Here is a 20,965-nt window from a genome sequence, read left to right as displayed (position 1 = left end):
GCCGCGATCTGACGGTCGGTTGCCGCGGCCCGGCAGCACGGGGGACGTGAGGGCGGGGGCAGGGCCGGAACGAGAAGGACGACGGGGGCAGCAGGACGTGACGAGGGAAGGCCGGACATGGCTCCGGAAGAACCGCAAGCGTCGGCTGATCGTCTCCGCGGTGGTCCTCGCCGCACTCGGCGCGGGGTACCACGGGTTCCAGCTGCAGTACCCGGCGGCGCAGACGGGCCGGGCCTGCGGCGGGATGCTGCCGGTCGACCCGGTGCTGGAGCTCGCCGGGAAGTCCCGGATGAGCCTGATCGGCAGGGGCTTCGACGTCGGCAGCCGGCAGTTCGACGTGTCCGACGACGTGAAGGAGCCCGCGGGCCTCGCCGTGCGCTGCGACGTGGGCGGCGCCGGGATATCCATCGAGACCACGGCGGGTGCCCTCAATGCCTACGGCGTCCACACGTTCCAGGATGTGCAGGAGTCGCTCCCCGTGCCCTTGGACGCGGGCTGGCAGGGCTTCATGGTCACGGAGGACGCCGGAGCGACCGCGTCCGTACTGCTGAGCTGTGACAACTGGGAGCCCGAGCAGGGCGGTGGCCTGCTCGTCGCGGCCGAGTCCCCCCACGACATCGAGGTCACCGAGTCCGTGCGCCTCCAACTCGCCCGGACCGTGACCGAGACGGCACGGAAGGCCGCCGAGGCGACCGGGTGTGCGACGAAGCCCGGGGACGCGAAGAGGCTGACGGCCCCGTCGGCGTCCGCCACCACCGTGCCGGCCGCCGAGGCCGAGGGCACCTGCGAGGGGCTGACCTCCGCCACCGAGGTACGCGAAACACCCGCGGAGGCAGCGCCGGTGGAGGAGTGCGTGCTCCCGGGACACCTGCAGCTGGCCGCCGCGTACGGCCCCTTCAACGACAACTCCCAAGCCGTCATGAACGGCGCGTACGGGGGGCACGACAAGCCCTCGGGAGTCGACGGTACGTCGGTGTGGACGTCCGCCACCTGCCCGGGGGCCCTGGGCGTCGGCTACTTCCACGCGTCGCCGGTCGACGGGAGCGACCGGCACTTCACCTCGAAGCCGCTCACCCCCTCCGAGCGGGCCGATCTGCAGCGCTTCGCCGAGCAGTCGGCCGCCCGCCACGGGTGCGACAGCCCCGCGACGCTCTCCTGACGGCCCCGCTTGCTCCCTCTGCGGACAGCGAGAAGGACGGCACGGCGCGGTCGCTTTCAGGCCCCGGCTACTGGTTCGACCACTGCTGCCCCGGGCCCTGCGACTGCTGCTGGTACGGATTGCCACTCTGGCCCGGGTACTGCTGCTGGTGCGGCGGCTGTCCGTACTGCGGCTGGCCGTTGCCACCCCAGCCGTTGGGCGTTCCGGGCCCACCCGGGCCGCCACCGTTGTTGCCCTTGTTGCGGCGCGCCAGCTTCACGATCAGGAACACGACGAGCGCGAGCACCAGCAGACCCACCAGGCCGATCACGCTGAGCGCGATGACCTGCTTGCGGTCGGCCGCCGCCTGTTCGTCGTCGCTCATGCCGCCGCCGCTGGCGTTGGGGGCGGAGGCGGAGGGGTTGTCCGTGGTGCCCTGGCCGTCACCGCTCTGTCCGGCCTGCAGCGACTCCGGCACCTTGAGGGGGCCGTAGGTGGGCCCGGCGGGGATGTCCCGGGTAAGGGCGGCAAGCGGCTGGATGAAGCCGTAGCCATAGTGCTCGTCCGGAAGGGAGAGACCCTTCTCCGACGAGGGGAGACCGGCGGACTTGGTCAGGCGGTTGACGACCTGCCCCGCGGTCAGGTCCGGGAACTTGGCCCTGAGGAGGGCCGCCGCCGCGGCCACGAACGCGCTCGCGTCCGAAGTTCCGGTGCCGGAGCGATAGGCCGCGTTGTCCTTGCCGCCGGCGCTCACGATGAAAGTTCCAGGGCCCGAGAGCAGCAACTGGGGTCCGTGGTTGGACCCTTCCCAGATCTCGGTGTTGTTCTTCACCGCGCCCACCGCGATGGCGCCGGGGTGGCCCGCCGGGTAGCGCACCTCGGAACCCTCGTTGCCCGAGGCCGCGACCACGACGACGTTCTTCTTGAGGGCGTAGGCGACGGCCTCCGCCTCCGCGTCGACCTTGACCGCTCCTCCGGACGAGACGTTGATGACGGTGGCTCCGTGGTCAACGGCATACCGGATCGACCCGGCAAATCCGTCGTCGTGGTGTCCGTCGTCGCGAATGTCGAGGATCTTGGCATCCGGAGCGAGCCCCATGACGCCGTCGGCCCCACCCGGACCGTGACCATGGGCCGCGATGATCGAAGCCATCGCGGTGCCGTGATCGTCGCCGGCCTGAGGAGCGGTGGAGCCACCGTCGATGAAGTCCTTCCCCTCGATCACATTGCCCTTGAGGTCGACGTGACCGGCGTTGACACCGGAGTCGATGACGGCGACGGTGACACCCTTGCCCTTGGAGATCTTCCAGATGGATGCGGCGTCGAAGGCCTTCAGCGGCCACTGGTCTTCTCTCGTCTGGTCCGCTGAAGCGGCCGGTGCAGCAGCGAAGACCAGCGCACCCGCGAGCACAACGCCGCCCACTGAGCGCAGCGTCCGTGTGAAGGCCATCCTTTGTCCTCTCTCAGGCAGTGTGGGGGCCACAGCTTCGCCGGCCGAGCCCCCACACTGTTCTACATGCTGCCGCGTTGCCGCTACTCGATGACCCGAGGAGCGTTGTTGCGCTCGGGCGTCCAGGTCTCCTCGTCCTCGACCAGGTAGTCGGGACGCTCGCCCTCGCGCCGCTCTTCCTCTTCCGTCCGGTCGGTCTGGCCGCGGCCCATCATGCGGTTCGCGCCCTTGCCGACGTTGCCGCCGCTGCCGGCTCCCGCCGCGCCGCGGCTCCTGTGCAGGCCCGAGCCGCCCGGCGTACCGCGGGTGCCCGAACCGGTGCCCTTGGCGGCACCGACGACGCCGCCGCCACGTCGGGCGAGGCTGCCGCCTCGACCGGCGGCCGCGCCTCCCCTGCTGCCCGCACCCGCGCCCGCGCCACCGGCGCCGGGCATACCGCCACGGCCCGCAGCACCTCCGCGACCGGTACCACCTGCCCCGCCCGCCATGCCGCCACGTCCACCGAGGCCGCCGAGGGCGCCCGGGACACCCGCACCGGCTCCGGCACCGGCCGAGCCACCGGCACCCACGCCACCGACACCGCCGACTCCGCCACCGACACCCGCGGTCCCGCCACCGTATCCGCCGGACCCGGTCGTGCCTCCGGCGATGCCGTCGATCGCGGTACCCACCTGCGGCTTGGTGCTCGCCACCGGCTTCTGTACACCACCGGTGATACCGGATTCACGCGGCGACTTCACCTCGCGCGACGGCGTGAGGGTGCCGGTGGTGCCCCCCGTCCTGCCGCGGCCGGAGTCGCTGGGACGGGGGCTGCCGACCTCGGAGGGGACCGGCATCGGTACGGGCGCGACGCCGCCCGGGTCTCCCGGGTAGTCGTCCTTCTCGTCGTAACGCTTGGGCGTCGGCTTCTTCGTCCACGAACCCAGCGTCATGGACTGCGCGTTGTAGCCCGCGCCGAGCTGCTCCATCTTCACAGCCATCTCGAGCTGTGCTTCCTTGCCTGCCGACAGCGAGCCGCGGTTCTTGTCGAGCGCGGACTGCGTGCCCATCCCGTTGCCGAGGTCGGAGTGAAGCTGCGCGTCGCTGCGGTCGAACCCGTCGCCGAGGGCGTCTCCGAAGCTGGACAGGGTGCCCGGCTTCTCCATCGCGTCGACCTGCGGCTTGATCGTCTTCAGGATCGATGCCGCGTTGGTCATCGCCTGCGACGTGTACCGGGCGTACGTCGAGCAGTCGCTGATCATCTTGGTGATGACCTTGGCCTGGGCCTTGAAGCCCTCGGCCGCCGCACCGTCCCAGTGCTGGGTGATGTGCTCGACCGCCGCGTCGAACACTGACTTGGCGCTGCCCGAACCCACCACCAGCTGATCGTGGACCTGCATCCAGCCCTTGGCGCAGGACTCGACCTCGACGTGGTCGGCGTTGGCGAGCATGCCCTTCATCTGGTCCATGTTCTTGCCGCCGGCGAAGTCGGTGGTGTGCTCACCGGCGTAGCACTGGGTCGGGGCGTTGTACTCGTAGTACGTCCCCTCGTTGTCAGTCATGGTGCGTTACCCCCTCCGGCACGACGTTCCTCACTGCCCTCACTGCTGCGGCCTCGACCACGCTCATGGTCCCGCTCACTGACCGGATCCGGACATGCCGCCCTGCGCGTCGTATTCGGCATCCGAATAATGGCCGTGGACCTTCTTCGTCTTGCCGCCGAAATCGTTCATGACATCGTGGATGTACGCGACGACCGACTCGATGTGCGTCTTCATGTCCTCGTGCGCACGCGCCAGTTTCTCGGCCTCGTCGAATCCGGCGCCGAGCGCGCCGGGCGGCAGGTAAGTGTCGTTCTTGGCACAGACGTTGGCCACGCCCAGTTGGCTGATGACGCCGTTGAGCTTGGTGATCGTGTCCTCAAGCTCACTCAGATCGACCTTGTACTGGTCACTCATCGTGTCGCTTCCCCGTTCCTACTCATGTGTTGATCCCTCGCTTGCGACGCCAGTCGCCCAACACCACGCCACCACCCACCAGCAGCGCGACACCGCCGATCGCACCGCCGACCGTGTAGACGGCGTAGCGTTCGGTGCGTTCCTGGGGGCTCTCGCCGAGGATGACGGTCGCCGCCTCGATCTTCTCGTGGGCCCCGGCGTTGACGACGGGGTCCGGCGTCGGGGCGTCCTTCGGGGTGGTGGCGTCGTCGTTGACGGCGGCCACGGGGTCGATGACGCCCCATCCGACGAAGTCGTCGCGGCCCGGCTTGCCGCGGTCCGCGGTCTGCTCGATCTGGGTGATGACCTGGCGGTAGGTCCAGTCGGGGTGCTTGGCCCGGATGAGGGCGGCGACGCCGGAGACGTACGGCGCGGAGAAGCTGGTGCCCTGGTCGATGCAGTGGCCGCCGAAGGGGACGGTGGACACCATGTCGACGCCGGGGGCGGCGATGCCCACGAAGGAGCCGGGCTGTGAGAAGTTGGCGCGGGCGTTGTCGCGGTCGGAGGCGCCGACCGCCAGGACGCCGTCGTAGGAGGCGGGGTAGGTCAGCTTCTCCTGCCCGCCCGCGCCGTCGTTGCCGGCGGAGGCGACGATCAGGGCGTCGCGTTCCTGGGCGTACTTGACGGCCTGCTCCAGGGCGGAGTCGGGCGGCATCGCCGTGGCCGTGTCCTGCGAGATGTTGATGACCTTGGCGCCGGCGTTCGCGGCGTACTTGATCGCCTCGACCATGGTCCTGACCGTGCCGCCGCCCTGGTTGTCGTTCTGGCGGATGGCGAGGATCGACGCGCGCGGGGCGATGCCGACGAAGCCGGTGTCCTTGGAGGGCCGGGCGGCGATGATGCCGGCGACCTTGGTGCCGTGGCCGACCGGGTCCTTGGCGCCGTCGTCCGGGTCCTTGGGCTCGATCAGGTCCTTGCCCACGCCGAACTTGACGGCGGTGGCGAGCTGCCTGTTGTTCTTGTCGACGCCGGTGTCGATGACGGCGACGACCACCCCGAGGCCCTGGGTGTCCTTCCACAACTGCTCGAGGACGATGCGCTGGAGCGACCAGGGCGTGCCCTTGATCACGTCGGACGGGAACGAGCACTGGGTGTCGTCGATCTGGAAGCGCTCGTCGTCGCCGTCGTCGGCGAGGACCGTGCGTACGTCGCCGGCGGACGACGCCGAGGCGACGCCGGCGGCAGGCAGGCCGAAGGCGGCGAGCGCCGCTGCTGCGGCGATGGCGGCGGTGCGCCTCACGGCGTGCGATCCCACTGGTGTTCCGTCCTCCCGTTATGTGCGGTTCGTGGTCAAACCGCCGACGAGGGCGAGCACGTACGTCGCCGTACACGCCCGCCCTCATCACCTGTTACGCGGCCAGGCGCGCGATCAGCCCCAGATCTGCCGGTTCTTGTTCTCGGTGGCCTGGTAGCTCTGCGCGGCCGTGTCGAGGGCACGGGCGATGGCCTCCAGCGTCTGGTGCATGGACGCGGCGCGCTGGTCCCACTCGGTCTGCTTGGTGCGGTAGGCCTCCTGCGCGGAGCCCTCCCACGTGGTCGCGATCTTCTTCACGCCGGCCTCGAGGTCGTCCAGCTGGCGCTTGATGTTGTTGGCCGTCGTACGCACGTCGGTCGCGGCCTGGGAGATGGTCTGGAAATTGACCAGGATCTGCCCGGACATGTGATGTCTCCTCAGATGTTGGATTCGGATGTCTGGACCGGCCGGCGCGGCGTCAGGTCACCGCGCGGGGACGGTCATCCGAACGGGTTGCTTCCCTGCGCCGAGATGCTCTGGATGGACGCGCGCTGCTCCTCCTCGGAGGCGGAGTAGTTCTTGGTGCTCGCGTCCACAGCTTCCTTGATGTCGCCCAGGATCTGGTTGATCTTGTTGGCGTCCTGGTTCACCTGCGACTGCAGGTTGTTGTACGCCGTGGCGGCGGAGCCCTTCCACCCCGAGGTGATCGTGTCGATCACGGTCTGGAGGCGGCGGATCTCGCCCTGGATCGAGGAGTTGACCGTGGAGATGCGGTTGCTGAACGCAACCATCTCCTCCTCGGTCATGGTGAACTGCTGTCCAGCCATGTCTGGAGTCCCCCATGAGACGTAGAAGATCGGATTCGTCGCACATCCGAAGATGTGGTCGGTCTTCAACTCTAGCCAATAGCGGTGACAAGGCGAACAGGTACCCGGTTCCGTATCGGGATCCTGACCTTCATCACCAAACCCTCACGTTGCCACGGGTGTTGATGGCTTGGCCAATGGATTGTCAAATGCTCAATCAATACCCGCGACGGTCCGCGGAAATACCAGTTCAGGAGCCCTGCGCCTGCTTCGCCGCGTTCACGTCGAGCGTCGGCCCGCTCGCGAGGAGGTCCGACCAGATCCGCGGCACCGGCACCGGGGAGTTCTTCGCGTAGCCGAGCTTGGTCTGCACGACGCCGACCGCGTCGTCCTGCTTGGCGGCGCCGCCGCTGTCGCTGTCGCCCGTCGTCGGCACCGAGTAGCGCAGTCCGGTGTCGGTGACCAGGAAGATGGACCCGATGCGCTTGTCGGTACCGTCGTACGCCTTGTAGAAGAGGCCGCTGCCGGGCGAGACGTAGGTGTTCGTACCGCTCTGCGCCACGTCCCGGGGGAACTTCTTCCCGGCCCACATCGTCATCGCCGGCTTCTTGGTCACCTTGTCGTCGACACCGCTGTACACGCTGCACGCGACGCTGCGGCCGTCCTTCTCGTCCTGGGTGTTGGCCTGCGTGACCGCCTTCTCCGGCCAGCCGAGGTCGTCCATGAAGGTCTCGCTCGCCTGGGCCGAGGTGACTTCGCCCACGTTGACGGAGACCGCCTCGGGCGATCCGTCGTACAGCGACCTCGCCTGAGGGCTGTTCAGCAGCAGCTTCGCCATGAAGGCGGTGACACGGACGACCCGGTCCCGCTGCACCACGTACTGGTCGTCGTTGGCCTTCAGCACCAGGCCGACCTTCGCGTGCCCGGCGCTCAGACCCGGCGCGGTGGACGTCTCGCCCATGCCGTCGACCTGCGGGAAGGAGATGGCGGCGCCCGGCACGTTGTTGAGGGTCGACAGGAAGTCGGCGTCGACCTTCTGCGGCTGCGCGGAGGCGCCGAAGATGACCTGGCGCAGGGTGTTGACCAGTTCGGGCTGCTGCTTCCCGGCGGGGCCGCCGAGCAGGTAGGGGAAGCCCCGGTCCGTCACCAGGTACTGGTCGCCGCCGGGCACCTCGATGTACATGGCCTCGTCGTCACGGAGCTGGTTCGCGCCCCCGACCAGGGCCGCCTCCTTGGGCTTCTGCTGGTTGATGACGAGGACCGCCCGCTGGGCCGAGCGGTCCGTGCCGCCGCCCGGGGTCTCGCACAGCGCCCAGGTCTTGGGCTTGCCGGCGTCGTCCTGGCTGGGCAACCGGTCCGGGGCGTAGGGGATGCCGATGGTGCTGCCGAGCGTCATGCCGCTGTTGTCGAGCACCGACTCCTTGACCTTGATGACCTCGAACTTCTCGGGGTCGAGCAGCAGTCGGGCGGAGGCGAGGTTGAGCACGGGGTGCAGCTGCGCCTCGCCGTTGGTCTTCAGCACGACGTAACGGGTGGTGGACGCGTCGCCGACGATGACCTTCTGGGCGGGGGTGTCCCAGCCCTTGGGCGCGGCGGGCTTCAATATGCCCCAGAATCCGAAGCCGACAACGACCAGCAGACCCACGACGAGGCTCGGGGCGACGGTCTTCAGCGGGCGCGGGGCGGCCTCCTCCGAACCGTGCGGGGAGGGCTGGAGAAACGCGGCCACCGTGCGCCTGCGCGCGAACGAGTAGGCGTTCAGCTCATCCCTACGTGTCGCCATCCCTGCGTCAACTCCCCGTATGTCGCTGCTGTGTTGTGGCGTTCCCCGGTCCCGTCTGTCCGCCGCGGTGACGGCTGTGGTGACGGCTGTGATGAGGGGGACCCCTACTATGCCGTGTGACGATCGCACCGTACGGTACGGGGTAGCGCGATCGGCCCGCCAGCGGCACCCGGAGCGTCCCACGCCGGCAGGGCGACGGACGCGAGCGAGCGCTGGACGGCGCCGGACGCCGCCCGCGCGGCACAGGTACCAGCAGAAGCAGAAGGGTTGTACGGGGGATGACCACCGCGACCAGGTCCCGGCGCAGTCCGGGCGACGAGCCACCGCAGCAGTACGCCGGACCACCCGGGAACGGGCACGGCGGCTCCCCCGCGGCGCGGGCCGGGGCGGCGGCCCCGGTGATGACCCGCAGGCCCGGGAGCATAGGCCCCGTGCGGGTGCAGCAACTCGTGCTGATCGAGCTGGCACTCGCACTGCTGCTGGGCGGCTGGCTGATCCACGAGGTGGTCGGGCCCGTCGTGGCCGCGGTCATCGCCGTTCCGCTGCTGCTCTTCGGCCTGCTGCGACGGCGCGGCCGCCCGATGCCGGAGTGGATGGCCACCGCCCGCGCCCTGAAGACCCGTCAGCGGCGCAACGCCGCCGGCGTCCCGCAGGGCACCGACCCCGGTTTCGTGCCGGCCGTGGAGTGCGACCCGGCGCTGCGCACCTACGGGTACACCGACGAGCGCGAGCAGCGCGAGATCGGCATGATCGGCGACGGCACCTTCCTGACGGCCGTCGTCCAGGTGCAGGCGGTCGACGAACCGCTGCGCCCGGCCCGCGGAGTCCGCTCGCTCCCCCTGGAGCTGCTGAACGGCCTGCTGACGGTGGACGACATCCGGCTCGCGTCGGTCCAGGTCGTCCAGCACACCCAGCCCGCCCCCGCCCCGCACCTGCCCGCGCAGGCGCTGGCCGCACGCTCCTACGCACCGCTGCAGGCGCAGAGCCAGACGCCGGGGCTGCGGCTCACCTGGATCGCGATCAAGCTCGATCCCGAACTGTGCCCGGAGGCGGTGCAGGCGCGCGGCGGCGGCATGGCCGGGGCGCGGCGCGCCCTGCTGCGGGCCGCCGACCACCTGGTGAGCCGGCTGGTGGGCACCGGGCTCGAGGCCCGCGTGCTCACCGAGCCCGAGATCATCGCCGCCGTGGCGACGTCGAGTTGCGTGAACCCCCTCGCCACGACGGGCGGCGCCGCCCTCGACGGCAGCCGCCAGGCACGCCGTACCTCCGAGAGCGCGCGGGCGTGGCGGTGCGACGACCGCTGGCACACGACCTACTGGGTCAGCCGCTGGCCGCAACTGGGCACCGGCGCCGCCGCGCTGCCCGACCTGGTCGGCCTGCTGACCTCCTCGCCCGCGCTGGCCAGCACCTTCTCCCTGGTCCTCGCGCCGGGCGGCAGCCGAGCGGCGCTGCTGTCCGGGTACGTACGGCTGACCGGCCGCAGCGAGAACGAACTGGTCGAGGCACGGCACCAGTTGGAACGCCGCGCGACCGCGTCCCGGCTGGGCCTGGTGCGGCTGGACCGCGAGCAGGTGCCCGGCATCCTGGCCACGCTGCCCTTGGGAGGTACCCGCTGATGTCGGCTCCGACCGTTCCCGCCTTCGGCGGACAGCACCCCGGCGCGGGCTCCGGTTTCCCCGGCGGCACCGGGCCCCGCCCCTCGCACCTGCCGCAGGGCGCCGACCCGCGCGGCTCCTCCTTCGCCGGCGCCGGACGGCGCACGCTGCGTGCCGCGTTCGGGCTGCTCGGACCGCGCCGCGACCGGCACACCCTGACACCCGGGCAGTTGTCCGGGCTGTCCCTGCCGATCGGTGACGACGGTGTCGTCATCGGGATCGACGCCGCCAACCAGCCCGCCGTGCTGGCGCTGAGCCGCCCGGCCCGGCTCGACGTGGTGCTGGTCGGCAGCATGTGGCTGGCGCAGGTGCTGTCGCTGCGCGCCGCCGCGACCGGTGCCCGGGTCGCGGTGGAGACCGCCCGCCCCCAGTCGTGGGCGCCGATGGCGCAGGCGGCGGGCGGCGGCCAGCAGTGCGTGACGGTGCACGAGGTCGGGCGGATCGCCCCGCAGGGTCCTTCGGTGCACAGCCCCGTCGTCATCGTCCGTGACTGCGGCGCCCGTCCGCCGCGCAGCCGGGTGGCAGCGCAGTCCTGGCAGTCGGTCGTGACCCTGCTGCCGTACCTGGGGCCGACGGCCCCGCGGTTGCTCGCCGGCGCCGACGTGGTGGGGCTGCAGCGGGTCTCGCCCCAGGAGGCCGAGGTCATCGGCCAGGTGATGGGCCTGTCGGAGGCCGACGTGGCCGCGCTGCCGACGCTCGGCGACAACGTGACGATGTGGTGCACGCGCAAGCGCCGGCAGTTCGTGATGACGCAGCCCACGGACGCGGAGTCCGGCCTTCTCGGCCCGGCCCGGCGCGTGGACTGACCAGGGGCCGCCCGCCGGGGCGTTCCGGACGCACTCGTGCCGCGGCGGTTACCCGGCCGCGGCACGGGGCATGGGCACAAGGGTCCCGGCATCCGCAGCAGCCGTGTCCACGCGTGGACGGCGCGGCCCCATACGCGGCGAACGGTGCATCACGTCGGCGTGCCGGTCGTGATGCCGACGGCGCTTGCCCTACCCACGGGCCGGATGATTAGGCTCTTCCGGTGAGCCGTGGCGGTTGTGCCGCGGGAACTCCGAGACGGGGGAATCGCGTCCGCTCCGACGGACCGGGCGCGTACTTGAGTTGACCAGGAGGCACAAGTGAGCAGCGAGCAGGACGACATCCGCACCGGCGGGGCCGTCCCGGACGGGGATCAGTCCGACGCGGACCTCACGGGCGAGTTCCAGATCGACTACGCGCCGCCGTCCTGGTACACGCAGCAGGCGGGGGGAGGCGCGCCCACGCCCGCTCCCCCGGCCCCGGCCCCGGTTCCCGCGGTGAGCCCGCCGGTGGCGGCCGCGCCCGAGGCGACGTCGCCGCAGGAGCCGCAGGAGCCGCAGAACCCCCGTCCTCCGCAAGCCGGGCAGCCGCCCGCCCCCGCGGAGCCGCAGCCCGCTCCGGCGGTGCCCGACGCCACCCGCGAGGCCGCCGCGGCGGCGGTCTTCGCCGACCCCGAGCCCGCCCGGCCCGTGGAACCGCAACCGGTGGAACCGCAGCTGGTGGAACCGCAGCCGGTGGAGGCGCCCGCGCCGGTGGCCACCGAGGTGACGCCCGCGCCCGCGGAGCCGGACGCAGGGCCACAGCAGCCGCCCATGCCGCAGACCCGGCAAGCGCCCCAGGGAGAGACCGCGGCCACCCCCGAGCAGCAGCCGCAGCAGCAGCCGCCCGCTCCGGCGCCGCAGTCCCAAGTGCCGCCGCTGCCGCCGGAGTACCAGCCGGCCACCCCGCAGGAGGCACCGCAGCAGCCTGCCCCGGTGCAGCCCCCGCAGCAGCAGGGGTACGGCTACCCGCAGCCGCCGCATCAGGGTGCGCCGTGGGGCGACCCCAACTCGCCCGCGCCGCAGCAGCCGTACGGCTACCCCCAGCCCGCCCCGCCGCCGCACGGTTACGGGTACCCGCAGCCGGACCAGGGCGCGCCCTGGGGTGACCCCCACGCGCAGCAGCCGCCGCACCCGCAGCAGGGGTACGGATATCCCCAGCCGGGGCCCGGGCCCTACGCCCAGCCCCAGCCGCCCCAGCCGCCCCAGCCGCCGTACGCCCAGACGCCTCCGCAGCAGCCCCCGGCTCCCGCGCCCGGGCCGCTCCCGCAGCAGGGGCAGCAGCCGATGCCGCCGTACGCCGACGGAGCCAACCCCCCGGCGCCGCCGCACGGTTACGGCTATCCGCAGCCGGGGCCCGGCCCGCACGCCCAGCCCCAGCCGCCCCAGCCCCAGCCCCAGCCGCCGGTGCAGCCCCACCCCCCGGTCCTGCCGCAGCAGCAGCAACAGCCCACCCCGCCCGTGGACCCGCGCACGGCCGTCGGCTGGGGCGGTCCCGGTCCCGGCCAGGAGCAGCAGCAGCGGGTCATGCACGGCGCCCCGCTCGGCTACAACGCGGCCGTGGAGCTCTCCTCGGACCGTCTGCTGCGCCAGCAGCCGAAGGCGCGCAGGAACAACAACCAGGCGTCGCGCTTCAAGATCGGCGCGAAGAAGGAGGAGCAGGAGCGCCAGCGCAGGCTGGACCTGATCCGCACGCCGGTGCTGTCCTGCTACCGGATCGCGGTGATCAGCCTCAAGGGCGGCGTCGGCAAGACGACGACCACCACCGCCCTGGGTGCCACGCTCGCCTCCGAGCGCCAGGACAAGATCCTGGCCATCGACGCCAACCCGGACGCCGGCACGCTCGGCCGCCGCGTGCGCCGGGAGACCGGCGCGACGATCCGGGACCTGGTGCAGGCGCTGCCGCACCTCAACAGCTACATGGACATCCGCCGCTTCACCTCGCAGGCGCCCTCGGGCCTGGAGATCATCGCCAACGACGTGGACCCGGCCGTCTCCACCACCTTCAACGACCAGGACTACCGCCGCGCGGTGGCCCTGCTCGGCCAGCAGTACCCGGTCATCCTCACCGACTCCGGCACCGGTCTGCTCTACAGCGCCATGCGTGGCGTGCTCGACCTGGCCGACCAGCTGATCATCGTCTCCACCCCGTCGGTGGACGGTGCCAGCAGCGCCAGCACGACCCTCGACTGGCTCGGCGCGCACGGTTACGCCGACCTCGTGCAGCGCAGCCTCACCGTGATCTCCGGGGTCCGCGAGACCGGCAAGACGATCAAGGTGGACGACATCGTCGCGCACTTCGAGACCCGCTGCCGCGGAGTCGTCGTGGTGCCCTTCGACGAGCACCTCGCCGCCGGTGCCGAGGTCGACCTCGACATGATGCGGCCGAAGACCCGTGAGGCGTACTTCCACCTGGCGTCGCTGGTCGCCGAGGACTTCGTCCGCGCCCAGCAGGCCCAGGGCGTCTACCCGCCCCAGCAGCAGATGCCGCCGCAGCAGGGCGGCTACCCGCCCCAGCAGGGGCAGCAGCCGTACCCGCCGCAGCAGCCGATGCCCCCGCAGCAGGGGTACGGCCACCCGCAGCAGCCGCCCTACGGGCAGCCGGCCCCGCCTCCTCCGCCCGCGCAGGGCGGCATGCCCCAGGGCTGGACCCAGCAGCCGCCCCCGCCGCCGCAGGAGGCGCAGCCCGGGCAGCAGCCCCCGGCGCAGGGGCAGGTCCCGCCCGGCTGGACCCAGCAGCAGTGACGGGAAGGGCCCGTCCCGCCATCGTGGCGGGACGGGCCCTTCGCGTCGGTCGGTCAGCGGCGCTCCGGCCGCCGGTTCACCCGGCGGCGCCGTAGGCGTCGACCAGCTCCCGGGCGCGCTTGACGTCGTCGGCCATCCGCTCCAGGAGCGCGTCGATCGTGTCGAACTTCTCCATGCCCCGCAGGTAGGTGAGGAAGTCGACGGCGACGTGCAGCCCGTACAGGTCCAGCCCGACACGGTCGATGGCGTACGCCTCGACGGTGCGGTCGGTGCCGTCGAAGGTGGGGTTGGTGCCGACGGAGATCGCGGCGGGCATGGCCTCGCCCTCGACGTGCAGCCAGCCCGCGTAGACCCCGTCCGCGGGGATCGCGGTGTGCGGCAGCGTCTCGACGTTCGCCGTGGGGTATCCGAGGTCCCGGCCGCGCTGCGCGCCGCGGACGACCACGCCCTCGACCCGGTGCGGCCGGCCCAGGATCTCGGCGGCGCCCGCCACGTCGCCCTCGGCGATCAGGCTGCGGGTCATCGTGGAGGAGAACGGCCGGCCGCCGCCCGCCTCGCCCGTCAGGTAGAGGTCGACGACGTCCACCTCGTAGTCGTACTTCAGCCCCATCGCGGACAGGAACTCCACGTCACCGGCGGCCTTGTGCCCGAAGCGGAAGTTCGGGCCCTCGACGACGGCCCGCGCGTGGAGCGCGTCGACCAGCACGGTGCGGACGAAGTCGCCCGGCGAGAGCTGCGAGAACTCGGTCGTGAACGGGAGGATGAGCAGGGCGTCGACGCCCAGCTCCGCCATCAGCTCGGCGCGGCGGTGGTGGGCCGCCAGCAGCGGCGGGTGGCTGCCGGGGCGGACCACCTCGCTGGGGTGCGGGTCGAAGGTGACGACGACGGAGGCGACGCCCAGCTCGCGGGCGCGCTCCACGGCCCTGCCGATGATCAGCTGGTGCCCGCGGTGCACGCCGTCGTAGGAGCCGATGGTGACGACGCTGCGTCCCCAGTCCCCGGGGACGTCCTCCAAGCCTCGCCAGCGCTGCACAGTGACCGCTCCTCGACCGCCGATGGTTCTTCGATGTGCAGGTCCAAGCCTGCCATGCCGGGGGGCCCACCGGCGCAGCGCCCCCGGTGACGCGGCCGTCGCGGACCTGGCGCGCCCCTCGCCCGACCGGTGAGAGCACGCTCTCCGCCCGGAAGGGACGCGGTACGTGGCGGGGCGCGGCGCCGGACGCACGCGGTCCGGGAGTGCCGGCGCGGCACGACGACCGGCCGGAGCATGCGGTGCACGGACCGCAGCGGGCACGTGACGCCGCCGCCGTCGGCGGATGTTCCCCGGCCGGTCAGAGGCCCACCGCCTCCGCCGGCGCCAGCTGGTCGCACATGCGCCGGGCGCTCGGGCCGATCACCGCGTCCCACGCCCCTGGGCCCGCGCCATCGAGGCCGTCCGCGGCCAGCCATCCGCGCACCTGCCGGGCGAACCCGGGCGACCCGCTGACCAGCTGCACCAGCCGCCGGTCGAAAAGGGCCGCGCCCTCGGGCGTACGGCAGAGCAGGAGGCCCACCCGGTGCACCAGGTCGCGGGTCATCGGGGCCGGCCGCCGGGCGCACCCGTCGGCGGCCGCGCCGAGGAGGGCGTCGAGCACGGCCGGGTCGCGTTCCTGGTCCAGGAGGACGTCCAGCAGCTCCTGGCGCAGCGGACGGGAGACGTGGCCGCCCGGTGCGGCCAGCACGGGCGCCAGCACCCTGCGCACCTGCGGCGGGTGCTCCCGCAGCAGTCCGGTGACCAGCGGGAGGAGGACGGCGCGGGCGGCCGGCCCGTGCTCCAGGCGGCGGTCGAGGTAGGCCGCCGCGTGCCGGGCGTCCTCGGGACGGTGGCCGAGGTGGTCCCACACCAGGGCGGCGGCCCGGCGGGCGAGCGCCGGGGTGGACACCTCGGCCAGTTCGCGCAGTACCTCGGCGGCGCCGGGGCCCGGTTCGCGCAGCCGGGAGTGGAACGCGGCGAGCACCTGCTCGGGGTGCGTGGGGAGGGCCGCGGCGAGCGCCGCGGCCGGCAGCAGCGGATCGCCGGCGGCGAAGCCGTCCAGGGCGGCCCTCAGGTGGAGGCACCGGGTCGCCGGGTCCCGCACCAGGAGGCCGAGCGCGGCGCCGTGCAGGGTGCGGTCGGCCGGTCTGGCCAGGATCGCCAGGGCCGCGTAGCGCAGCAGTTCGCGGTCGGCGGCGAGTACGGCGTGCGGGGCGGCGAGCAGGCCGTAGGTGGCCGCGGCGGCGTGCCGCTCCGGCCTTTCCGCGTGCGCCCAGCGGTCGACGGCACGGCACACGGCGGACGGCTCGTCCTCGGCGAGGGCCGCCAGCAGCTCCTTGGCGCGGGGGTGGTCCGTGGCGGCCAGGACCTCGGTGAGGTCGTCCACCGCCTGCCGCCGGTGCGTGTGGAGGAGGGCCTGCGCCGCGGTGGCGACCGTCGGCCGGGGGCCGCAGGGCGCGGACTGCAGCAGCCGTTCGTCGGTGAACCAGCCGCACAGCGCGGGCAGCGACGGCCGCGGCGTCGCGGCCAGCACCTCGCCCGCCGCCGTGAGGAACCGCTCCCGCGTGCGGTCCGCGGCGCGCGGCGGGCCGTCGGCGGGCAGCAGCAGCCTCAGCAGCGCCAGGCGCTCCTCCGGGGGGAGCCGCAGCCGCCGCCAGAACCACGGCCCGAACTCCCCCAGTCCCGCGCCCTCGTGGAAGCCCCCGGCCTCGATCGAACGGACGGTGACACGTTCCGCCAGCAGTCGCAGCACGTCCCGGTACGGCGTCGCGTCCGGCACCCCGAGCAGGGTCTCCCCCAGCAGGTGCGCCGCCCACCACACCGCGTCCGCGCGCCGGGCCGCCGCCCGGGCGGCACCGTCTCCCTCCCCGCGCGGCCGGGGCACCCCGTCGAGCAGTACGGTCCCGCCACCGCGCGACGCGGGTGCGGCGGCGTCGCGGTCGAGCACCTGGACCAGTTGCCGCAGCCTGCGCCCGAGGACGTCCGGCCCCGAACGGCGGGCGGTGAGCAGCAGCGCCTGCACGACCGGTCCGATGCGGTGCCGCGGCACGGGCAGGCAGCGCGGCTCGGAGGGCGGGGCGAGCGGCGGTGCGGGCGGCACCGGCGGCACGGCTTGGTGCCGCGGCTGCGCCCCGGTCCGGGCGGGCAGGCGCACGGGGGCCTCGGCGCAGCCGTCCCGGTCGCCGGCCGACCAGCGGTGGACCAGGGCGTACAGCGCTTCGTCCAGGTCGAGTTGGCCGCCCTGCAGCCAGTCGCCGAACTCCTCGTGCGCGAAGCGGTACCCGGCACCGGCCGGCACCACCAGCCCCTCCGTGAGCACCGCCGCCGCCCAACCGGGGCGCCACGGGAACAGCTCCTCGAAGGACGCCCGGTCCAGTTCGCCCTGACCCGGGCCCAGGCAGCGCCGGGCCGCCTCGTGCGCCTGCCCGGCGACGCGGGCGGCCAGCCGCCGTACCTCCGTTGCCCGCGCGGGGGCCGGGGCGGCCGCGATCCGGTGGGCGATCCGCAGGCACAGCAGGTCCAGGTGAGCCGAGAAGACCTCCGCCCGGCCGGGCCGTCCCGTCAGGCCACCGCCGGCGGCCCGTACCTCCGACAGCAGCCGCAGGGCGAGCGGATGCGCCGCGTCCTGCTCGGCGAGGGCACCGGCGGACAGCCCGTGGCGCTCCCTGGCGAGCCGCGCCTGCTCCTCCGGCAGGCCGCCGAGGCGCAGGCAGGCGGGCAGCGCCCGGGCGCCCGGCGGGGTGCCGGCGTCGTGGAGCAGGCCGGACGGGAACAGGGCTCCGGCCTGCTCCCAGTACTCGGGGCGGCACGCCACGACCAGCCGCGCCCCCGTCGTGCCCAGCCACCGCGCCGTCTCCGCGGACCACGCGGGCAGCGCTTGGGCGAGCAGCGGCGGCATCTCCTCGGGGGCGTCCAGCACGACCAGCAACCGCTGCCCCACGGCGCGCGCCAGGCGGGCGACGGCATCGGGCGAAGCGTCGGCCGGCGCGCGTTCCGGCGCCCTCCCCGCGTGCACGGTGCGCCCCGCTGCGGCCAGCGCCCGCGCCACGGCATCCCTCAACCCGGCGTCGTCCGCACGCAGTTCGGCCCCACGCAGCCACAGCGTGGGCGCCGGGTCCTGGCCCGCGGCACGCCGGGCGGCCAACGCCTCCAGTGCGGTCGTACGGCCGCTGCCGGGGGCGCCGACCAGCCCGAGCACGCAGGCGCCCCCCTCCCCCGTGAAGCCCGCCAGCTCCGCCTCCGTGTCCGGGCGCGCCTCGGCCCCACGCCAGGGCCGTGGCCGGGCCGCGGAAGCGACGGAGGTCGCGGTCAGCTGCAGCGCCCCCGCGATGTTGAGGTGCGGCCCGTACGCGGGCACGGTCGCCGCGTTGCGCGCCAGCGCGTTCGCGAGCGCCCCGCCCTCCGCCGGCGCCCGCAACGGCACCGCGAACCCGCCCGCCCTTCGTCCCGCGTGCAGCGCGGTCACGACGACGCCGTGCACGGCACCGGTCTCCGCGTCGATCACGGGCTCCCCCGAGGCGACGGCACGCAGCGGCTCGTCATCACCGCGCGCACCGGTGAGCTCGTACGCCGCGTCGAGGAGGTGGAAGCGGTCCGTCGCGGTGTACGTCACCGGCGCCGTCCCCGCGATCGTGGCCTCCACCCAGGCCGCGCCGCGCAGCCGCACGGCCCGCCCGTGCCCCGCGGTGCGCGCGAACCCGGCCACCGGCAGCGGTGGTACGTCCAGTCCCTCCGTCGCCACGAGCGCCAGCCCCAGCTCCGGCAGCGGGGTGATCGCGGGCGCCTCGACGAGGGTCGTCTGTTCCCCGTGCGCGTGCAGCACCAGCCGTACGAGGCCGTCCACGGCCTCGTGGCTCGTCACGAGCATCCCCCGTCCGTCCCGCGCCTCGACGAGGAACCCCGTCCCCCGCGGCCGTCCGGCCAGGTCACGGACGCGCACCAGCGCCCGGTCGACATCGGCGGTCAGTACCGCCATCTGCGCACCTCCCCCGCCACAGTGCCCGTTTCGACCGTAGACGTCCGTTGATCGACACAACAGATCCCACGTCGAACGCGCCCCCAAGCGCTCCCTCTCTTCACTCCGAGCGCCTGCCCGTTGGAGTGAATTGATCTTGCGGGGTGGATAGGGACGGGGAGGGAGGGGGATCGTGCAGCGCGGGCCGCGAGGGGGGAGGGCCCGCGCTTCACGGTTGCGCCCCGAAGCGGTCCGGGGTGTCCCGTGTCGCCGCGTGCGCGCCGTTCGTGCGCGGGGTGCCCCTTGCGGCCGGTGGTTGTGTACGGGTTGTTTGCGCCTGCGGCGGGCATCCCCCGCCCGCCCTCCCGATTGCCCGGCGCGGTCAGTGCGGGCCTGCGCTCTGTTGGTGTGGGGTCGGTGCCGCGCCGGCGCACTCCCCCAGCCTTCGGCCGGGGGGACCCCCACAGCGCTCGCGGTTTACGTCCACATCATTCGGCGCCGGGTTCGCCGCTCGTCTCCCCCAGCCTTCGGCCGGGGGGACCCCCATGGGCGCACCCCGCCACACCCCCTCCCGTGTGTTGGGGCGCATGACGGCCGGTGGGGGTCAGAAAGGCACCTGCGGCAACCCCGGACCGCCTTCTGAACCCCCACCGGCCGTTGGTCGCCCGGCGATACGGAGGGGCGGGGGAGGTGGGGGCACCCCCGGCCGAAGGCTGGGGGAGGGTGGGCGTTCTGGACGCTGACGTGTATGTGTTGTGCGGCACAGACGGCACAACCTGGACCGCCCGCCATGCACATAAATATGCGGTCCAGAATGCCCAGCCCCGGAGGCCCCGACCCCGGCCCACCCACGAACCGCGCGAAGCCCGCACCAACCGCGCCGGATGGGGGTCCCCCGGCCGAAGGCTGGGGGAGGGAGGCGGGGAAACCGCCCGCCGCAGGCGCAAACAACCCGCACACAACAACGGGCCGCAAGGGGCACTCCGGGCCGCAAGCACCGCACCGCACCGCACCGCACCGGGCCGCGTCAGGCGAGGTTGGCCAGGATCTTGGCCTGCCCCTCCCGCGCTTCGACCAGGGCCAGAAACTCCCCCTCCGGCCCGAACACCGCCGTGGGCACCGCCCCCAGGGACGGGGGCGCGTCCAGCCGCACGCCGTGGCCGAGCAGCCGCGCCTGCCGGGCGTCCACGTCCCACCGGGGGAACGCCGCCGCCGCGGCCTCCGCGATGGGCAGCACCGCGAACGCCTCCGTGAGCTGCTCCAGCGTGCGGGCGAGCCCGGCGCCGTAGGGCCCGACGCGGGTGCGCCGCAGCGCGGTGAGGTGGCCGCCGACGCCGAGCCCGGCACCCAGGTCGCGGGCGAGGGCCCGGATGTACGTGCCGGAGGAGCACTCGACCGTGACGTCGACGTCGACCGCGTCACCGCCCTCGTGCCGCACGTGCCGGACGTCCCGCACGACGAACGACGACACCGTCACCGGCCGCGCCGCCAGCTCGAAGTCCTCGCCGCCGCGCACACGGGCGTACGACCTGACGCCGCCCACCTTGATGGCGCTCACCTTGGACGGCACCTGCATGATGTCCCCGGTCAGCGGCACGATGCCCGCGTCGATCGCCTCGCGGGTGACCCCGTCCGCGGGGACCGAGGCCGTGACCTCGCCCTCGGCGTCGTCGGTGACCGTGCTCTGGCCGAGCCGGATGGTCGCCTCGTACTCCTTGCGGGTGAGCGCGAGGTGCCCGAGCAGCCGGGTGGCCTTCTCGACGCCGATGACGAGGACGCCGGTGGCCATGGGGTCGAGCGTGCCCGCGTGCCCCACGCGCCGTGTCCCGGCCAGCCTGCGCAGCCGGGCCACGACGTCGTGCGAGGTCATACCGCCCGGCTTGTCGACGATGACAAGCCCGTCCTTCATCGGTCGTCGTCCTCCTCGTCGTCGCCTTCGTCCTCCGCCGGCTTGCGGTAGGGGTCGGCGTCGCCGGCGTAGGTGGCGTCCGTGGCGGTCTTGCGGACCTCCTCGTCGGCCTCGCGGGCCTTGGCGAGCAGGTCCTCGATCGTGCGCGCGTTCTCGGGGACCGCGTCGGCGACGAACGTCAGGGTGGGCGTGAAGCGCACGCCGGTCTGCCGTCCGACCTCCGAGCGGAGGACGCCCTTGGCGCTCTCCAGCGCCGCCGCCGAGGCGGCCCGCTCCTCGTCGTCACCGAAGACCGTGTAGAAGACGGTCGCCTCCCGGAGGTCACCGGTGACCCGGGTGTCCGTGATCGTCACGTAGCCCAGCCGCGGGTCCTTGATCCGCCGCTGGAGCGTCTCCGCGACCACGACCCGGATGCGGTCCGCCAGCTTGCGCGCCCGCGCGGTGTCGGTCATGCGTGCTC

At 73.4% G+C, this 20,965-nt stretch carries 15 protein-coding genes; 4 read left to right on the top strand and 11 right to left on the bottom strand.

The features are described from left to right. The first annotated feature begins 97 nt into the window (after positions 1-97). Entirely contained in the window at positions 98-1,159 is a 1,062-nt protein-coding gene (locus AC1VWI_RS31250; RefSeq protein ID WP_499514328.1) for a hypothetical protein, read from the top strand. A 67-nt stretch (positions 1,160-1,226) separates the two neighbouring features. Here AC1VWI_RS31250 and AC1VWI_RS31245 read toward each other — a convergent pair whose 3' ends face one another. The 7 genes from AC1VWI_RS31245 to eccB form a co-directional block, all read right to left on the bottom strand. Further along, on the bottom strand, positions 1,227-2,588 hold the full coding sequence (locus tag AC1VWI_RS31245) for a S8 family serine peptidase (protein WP_499514327.1): 1,362 nt from the start codon (positions 2,586-2,588) through the stop codon (positions 1,227-1,229). A gap of 83 nt (positions 2,589-2,671) precedes the next feature. Next, the gene (locus AC1VWI_RS31240; RefSeq protein WP_499514326.1) at positions 2,672-4,129 is read right to left on the bottom strand and encodes a hypothetical protein; all 1,458 of its coding nucleotides are present in this window, start codon (positions 4,127-4,129) and stop codon (positions 2,672-2,674) included. A gap of 75 nt (positions 4,130-4,204) precedes the next feature. Next, positions 4,205-4,525, bottom strand: a complete 321-nt coding sequence (locus tag AC1VWI_RS31235) for a hypothetical protein (protein WP_499514325.1) — start codon at positions 4,523-4,525, stop codon at positions 4,205-4,207. 22 nt (positions 4,526-4,547) lie between these two features. Further along, positions 4,548-5,804 carry a type VII secretion-associated serine protease mycosin gene (mycP, locus tag AC1VWI_RS31230; RefSeq protein ID WP_499514324.1) on the bottom strand — a complete coding sequence of 419 codons (1,257 nt, stop codon included), beginning with the start codon at positions 5,802-5,804 and terminating at the stop codon, positions 4,548-4,550. 129 nt (positions 5,805-5,933) lie between these two features. Beyond that, positions 5,934-6,224 carry a WXG100 family type VII secretion target gene (locus tag AC1VWI_RS31225; RefSeq protein WP_499514323.1) on the bottom strand — a complete coding sequence of 97 codons (291 nt, stop codon included), beginning with the start codon at positions 6,222-6,224 and terminating at the stop codon, positions 5,934-5,936. Between the two features lie 74 nt (positions 6,225-6,298). Next, positions 6,299-6,625: a WXG100 family type VII secretion target gene (locus tag AC1VWI_RS31220; RefSeq protein WP_499514322.1), complete on the bottom strand. Its 327-nt coding sequence runs from the start codon at positions 6,623-6,625 to the stop codon at positions 6,299-6,301. A gap of 229 nt (positions 6,626-6,854) precedes the next feature. Then, positions 6,855-8,387, bottom strand: a complete 1,533-nt coding sequence (eccB, locus tag AC1VWI_RS31215; protein ID WP_499514321.1) for a type VII secretion protein EccB — start codon at positions 8,385-8,387, stop codon at positions 6,855-6,857. A 278-nt stretch (positions 8,388-8,665) separates the two neighbouring features. Between eccB and eccE the strand changes: the two genes are divergently transcribed. The 3 genes from eccE (at position 8,666) to AC1VWI_RS31200 (ending at position 13,629) form a co-directional block, all read left to right on the top strand. Beyond that, positions 8,666-10,003 (top strand): type VII secretion protein EccE, encoded by a 1,338-nt coding sequence (gene eccE, locus AC1VWI_RS31210; protein WP_499514320.1) that lies wholly within the window; start codon positions 8,666-8,668, stop codon positions 10,001-10,003. Next, entirely contained in the window at positions 10,003-10,848 is an 846-nt protein-coding gene (locus AC1VWI_RS31205; protein ID WP_499514319.1) for a hypothetical protein, read from the top strand. Before eccE ends, AC1VWI_RS31205 begins: the two co-directional genes overlap by 1 nt. A gap of 318 nt (positions 10,849-11,166) precedes the next feature. After that, entirely contained in the window at positions 11,167-13,629 is a 2,463-nt protein-coding gene (locus tag AC1VWI_RS31200; RefSeq protein ID WP_499514318.1) for an SCO5717 family growth-regulating ATPase, read from the top strand. A gap of 76 nt (positions 13,630-13,705) precedes the next feature. Here AC1VWI_RS31200 and AC1VWI_RS31195 read toward each other — a convergent pair whose 3' ends face one another. From AC1VWI_RS31195 to rbfA, 4 genes are all read right to left on the bottom strand, one after another. Then, positions 13,706-14,662, bottom strand: a complete 957-nt coding sequence (locus tag AC1VWI_RS31195) for a bifunctional riboflavin kinase/FAD synthetase (RefSeq protein WP_499514317.1) — start codon at positions 14,660-14,662, stop codon at positions 13,706-13,708. A gap of 298 nt (positions 14,663-14,960) precedes the next feature. Then, on the bottom strand, positions 14,961-18,617 hold the full coding sequence (locus AC1VWI_RS31190) for a serine protease (protein ID WP_499514316.1): 3,657 nt from the start codon (positions 18,615-18,617) through the stop codon (positions 14,961-14,963). 1,006 nt (positions 18,618-19,623) lie between these two features. Beyond that, positions 19,624-20,505, bottom strand: coding sequence for a tRNA pseudouridine(55) synthase TruB (truB, locus tag AC1VWI_RS31185; RefSeq protein WP_499514315.1), 882 nt, complete (start codon positions 20,503-20,505; stop codon positions 19,624-19,626). Further along, positions 20,502-20,957, bottom strand: a complete 456-nt coding sequence (rbfA, locus tag AC1VWI_RS31180; protein WP_499514314.1) for a 30S ribosome-binding factor RbfA — start codon at positions 20,955-20,957, stop codon at positions 20,502-20,504. Before rbfA ends, truB begins: the two co-directional genes overlap by 4 nt. Positions 20,958-20,965 lie beyond the last annotated feature (8 nt).

The organism is Streptomyces sp. TOM-9 (genome assembly GCF_056858595.1).
Note: the sequence above shows the minus strand (reverse complement) of the source record. Positions and strands in the feature narration are given on the sequence as shown.

Excerpts from the sequence above, each read along its gene's own strand:
- AC1VWI_RS31245 (WP_499514327.1), bottom strand. The coding sequence starts at position 2,588 with ATGGCCTTCACACGGACGCTGCGCTCAGTGGGCGGCGTTGTGCTCGCG.
- AC1VWI_RS31240 (WP_499514326.1), bottom strand. The coding sequence starts at position 4,129 with ATGACTGACAACGAGGGGACGTACTACGAGTACAACGCCCCGACCCAG.
- AC1VWI_RS31235 (WP_499514325.1), bottom strand. The coding sequence starts at position 4,525 with ATGAGTGACCAGTACAAGGTCGATCTGAGTGAGCTTGAGGACACGATC.
- AC1VWI_RS31225 (WP_499514323.1), bottom strand. The coding sequence starts at position 6,224 with ATGTCCGGGCAGATCCTGGTCAATTTCCAGACCATCTCCCAGGCCGCG.
- AC1VWI_RS31220 (WP_499514322.1), bottom strand. The coding sequence starts at position 6,625 with ATGGCTGGACAGCAGTTCACCATGACCGAGGAGGAGATGGTTGCGTTC.
- eccB (WP_499514321.1), bottom strand. The coding sequence starts at position 8,387 with ATGGCGACACGTAGGGATGAGCTGAACGCCTACTCGTTCGCGCGCAGG.
- eccE (WP_499514320.1), top strand. The coding sequence starts at position 8,666 with ATGACCACCGCGACCAGGTCCCGGCGCAGTCCGGGCGACGAGCCACCG.
- AC1VWI_RS31205 (WP_499514319.1), top strand. The coding sequence starts at position 10,003 with ATGTCGGCTCCGACCGTTCCCGCCTTCGGCGGACAGCACCCCGGCGCG.
- AC1VWI_RS31190 (WP_499514316.1), bottom strand. The coding sequence starts at position 18,617 with ATGGCGGTACTGACCGCCGATGTCGACCGGGCGCTGGTGCGCGTCCGT.
- truB (WP_499514315.1), bottom strand. The coding sequence starts at position 20,505 with ATGAAGGACGGGCTTGTCATCGTCGACAAGCCGGGCGGTATGACCTCG.
- rbfA (WP_499514314.1), bottom strand. The coding sequence starts at position 20,957 with ATGACCGACACCGCGCGGGCGCGCAAGCTGGCGGACCGCATCCGGGTC.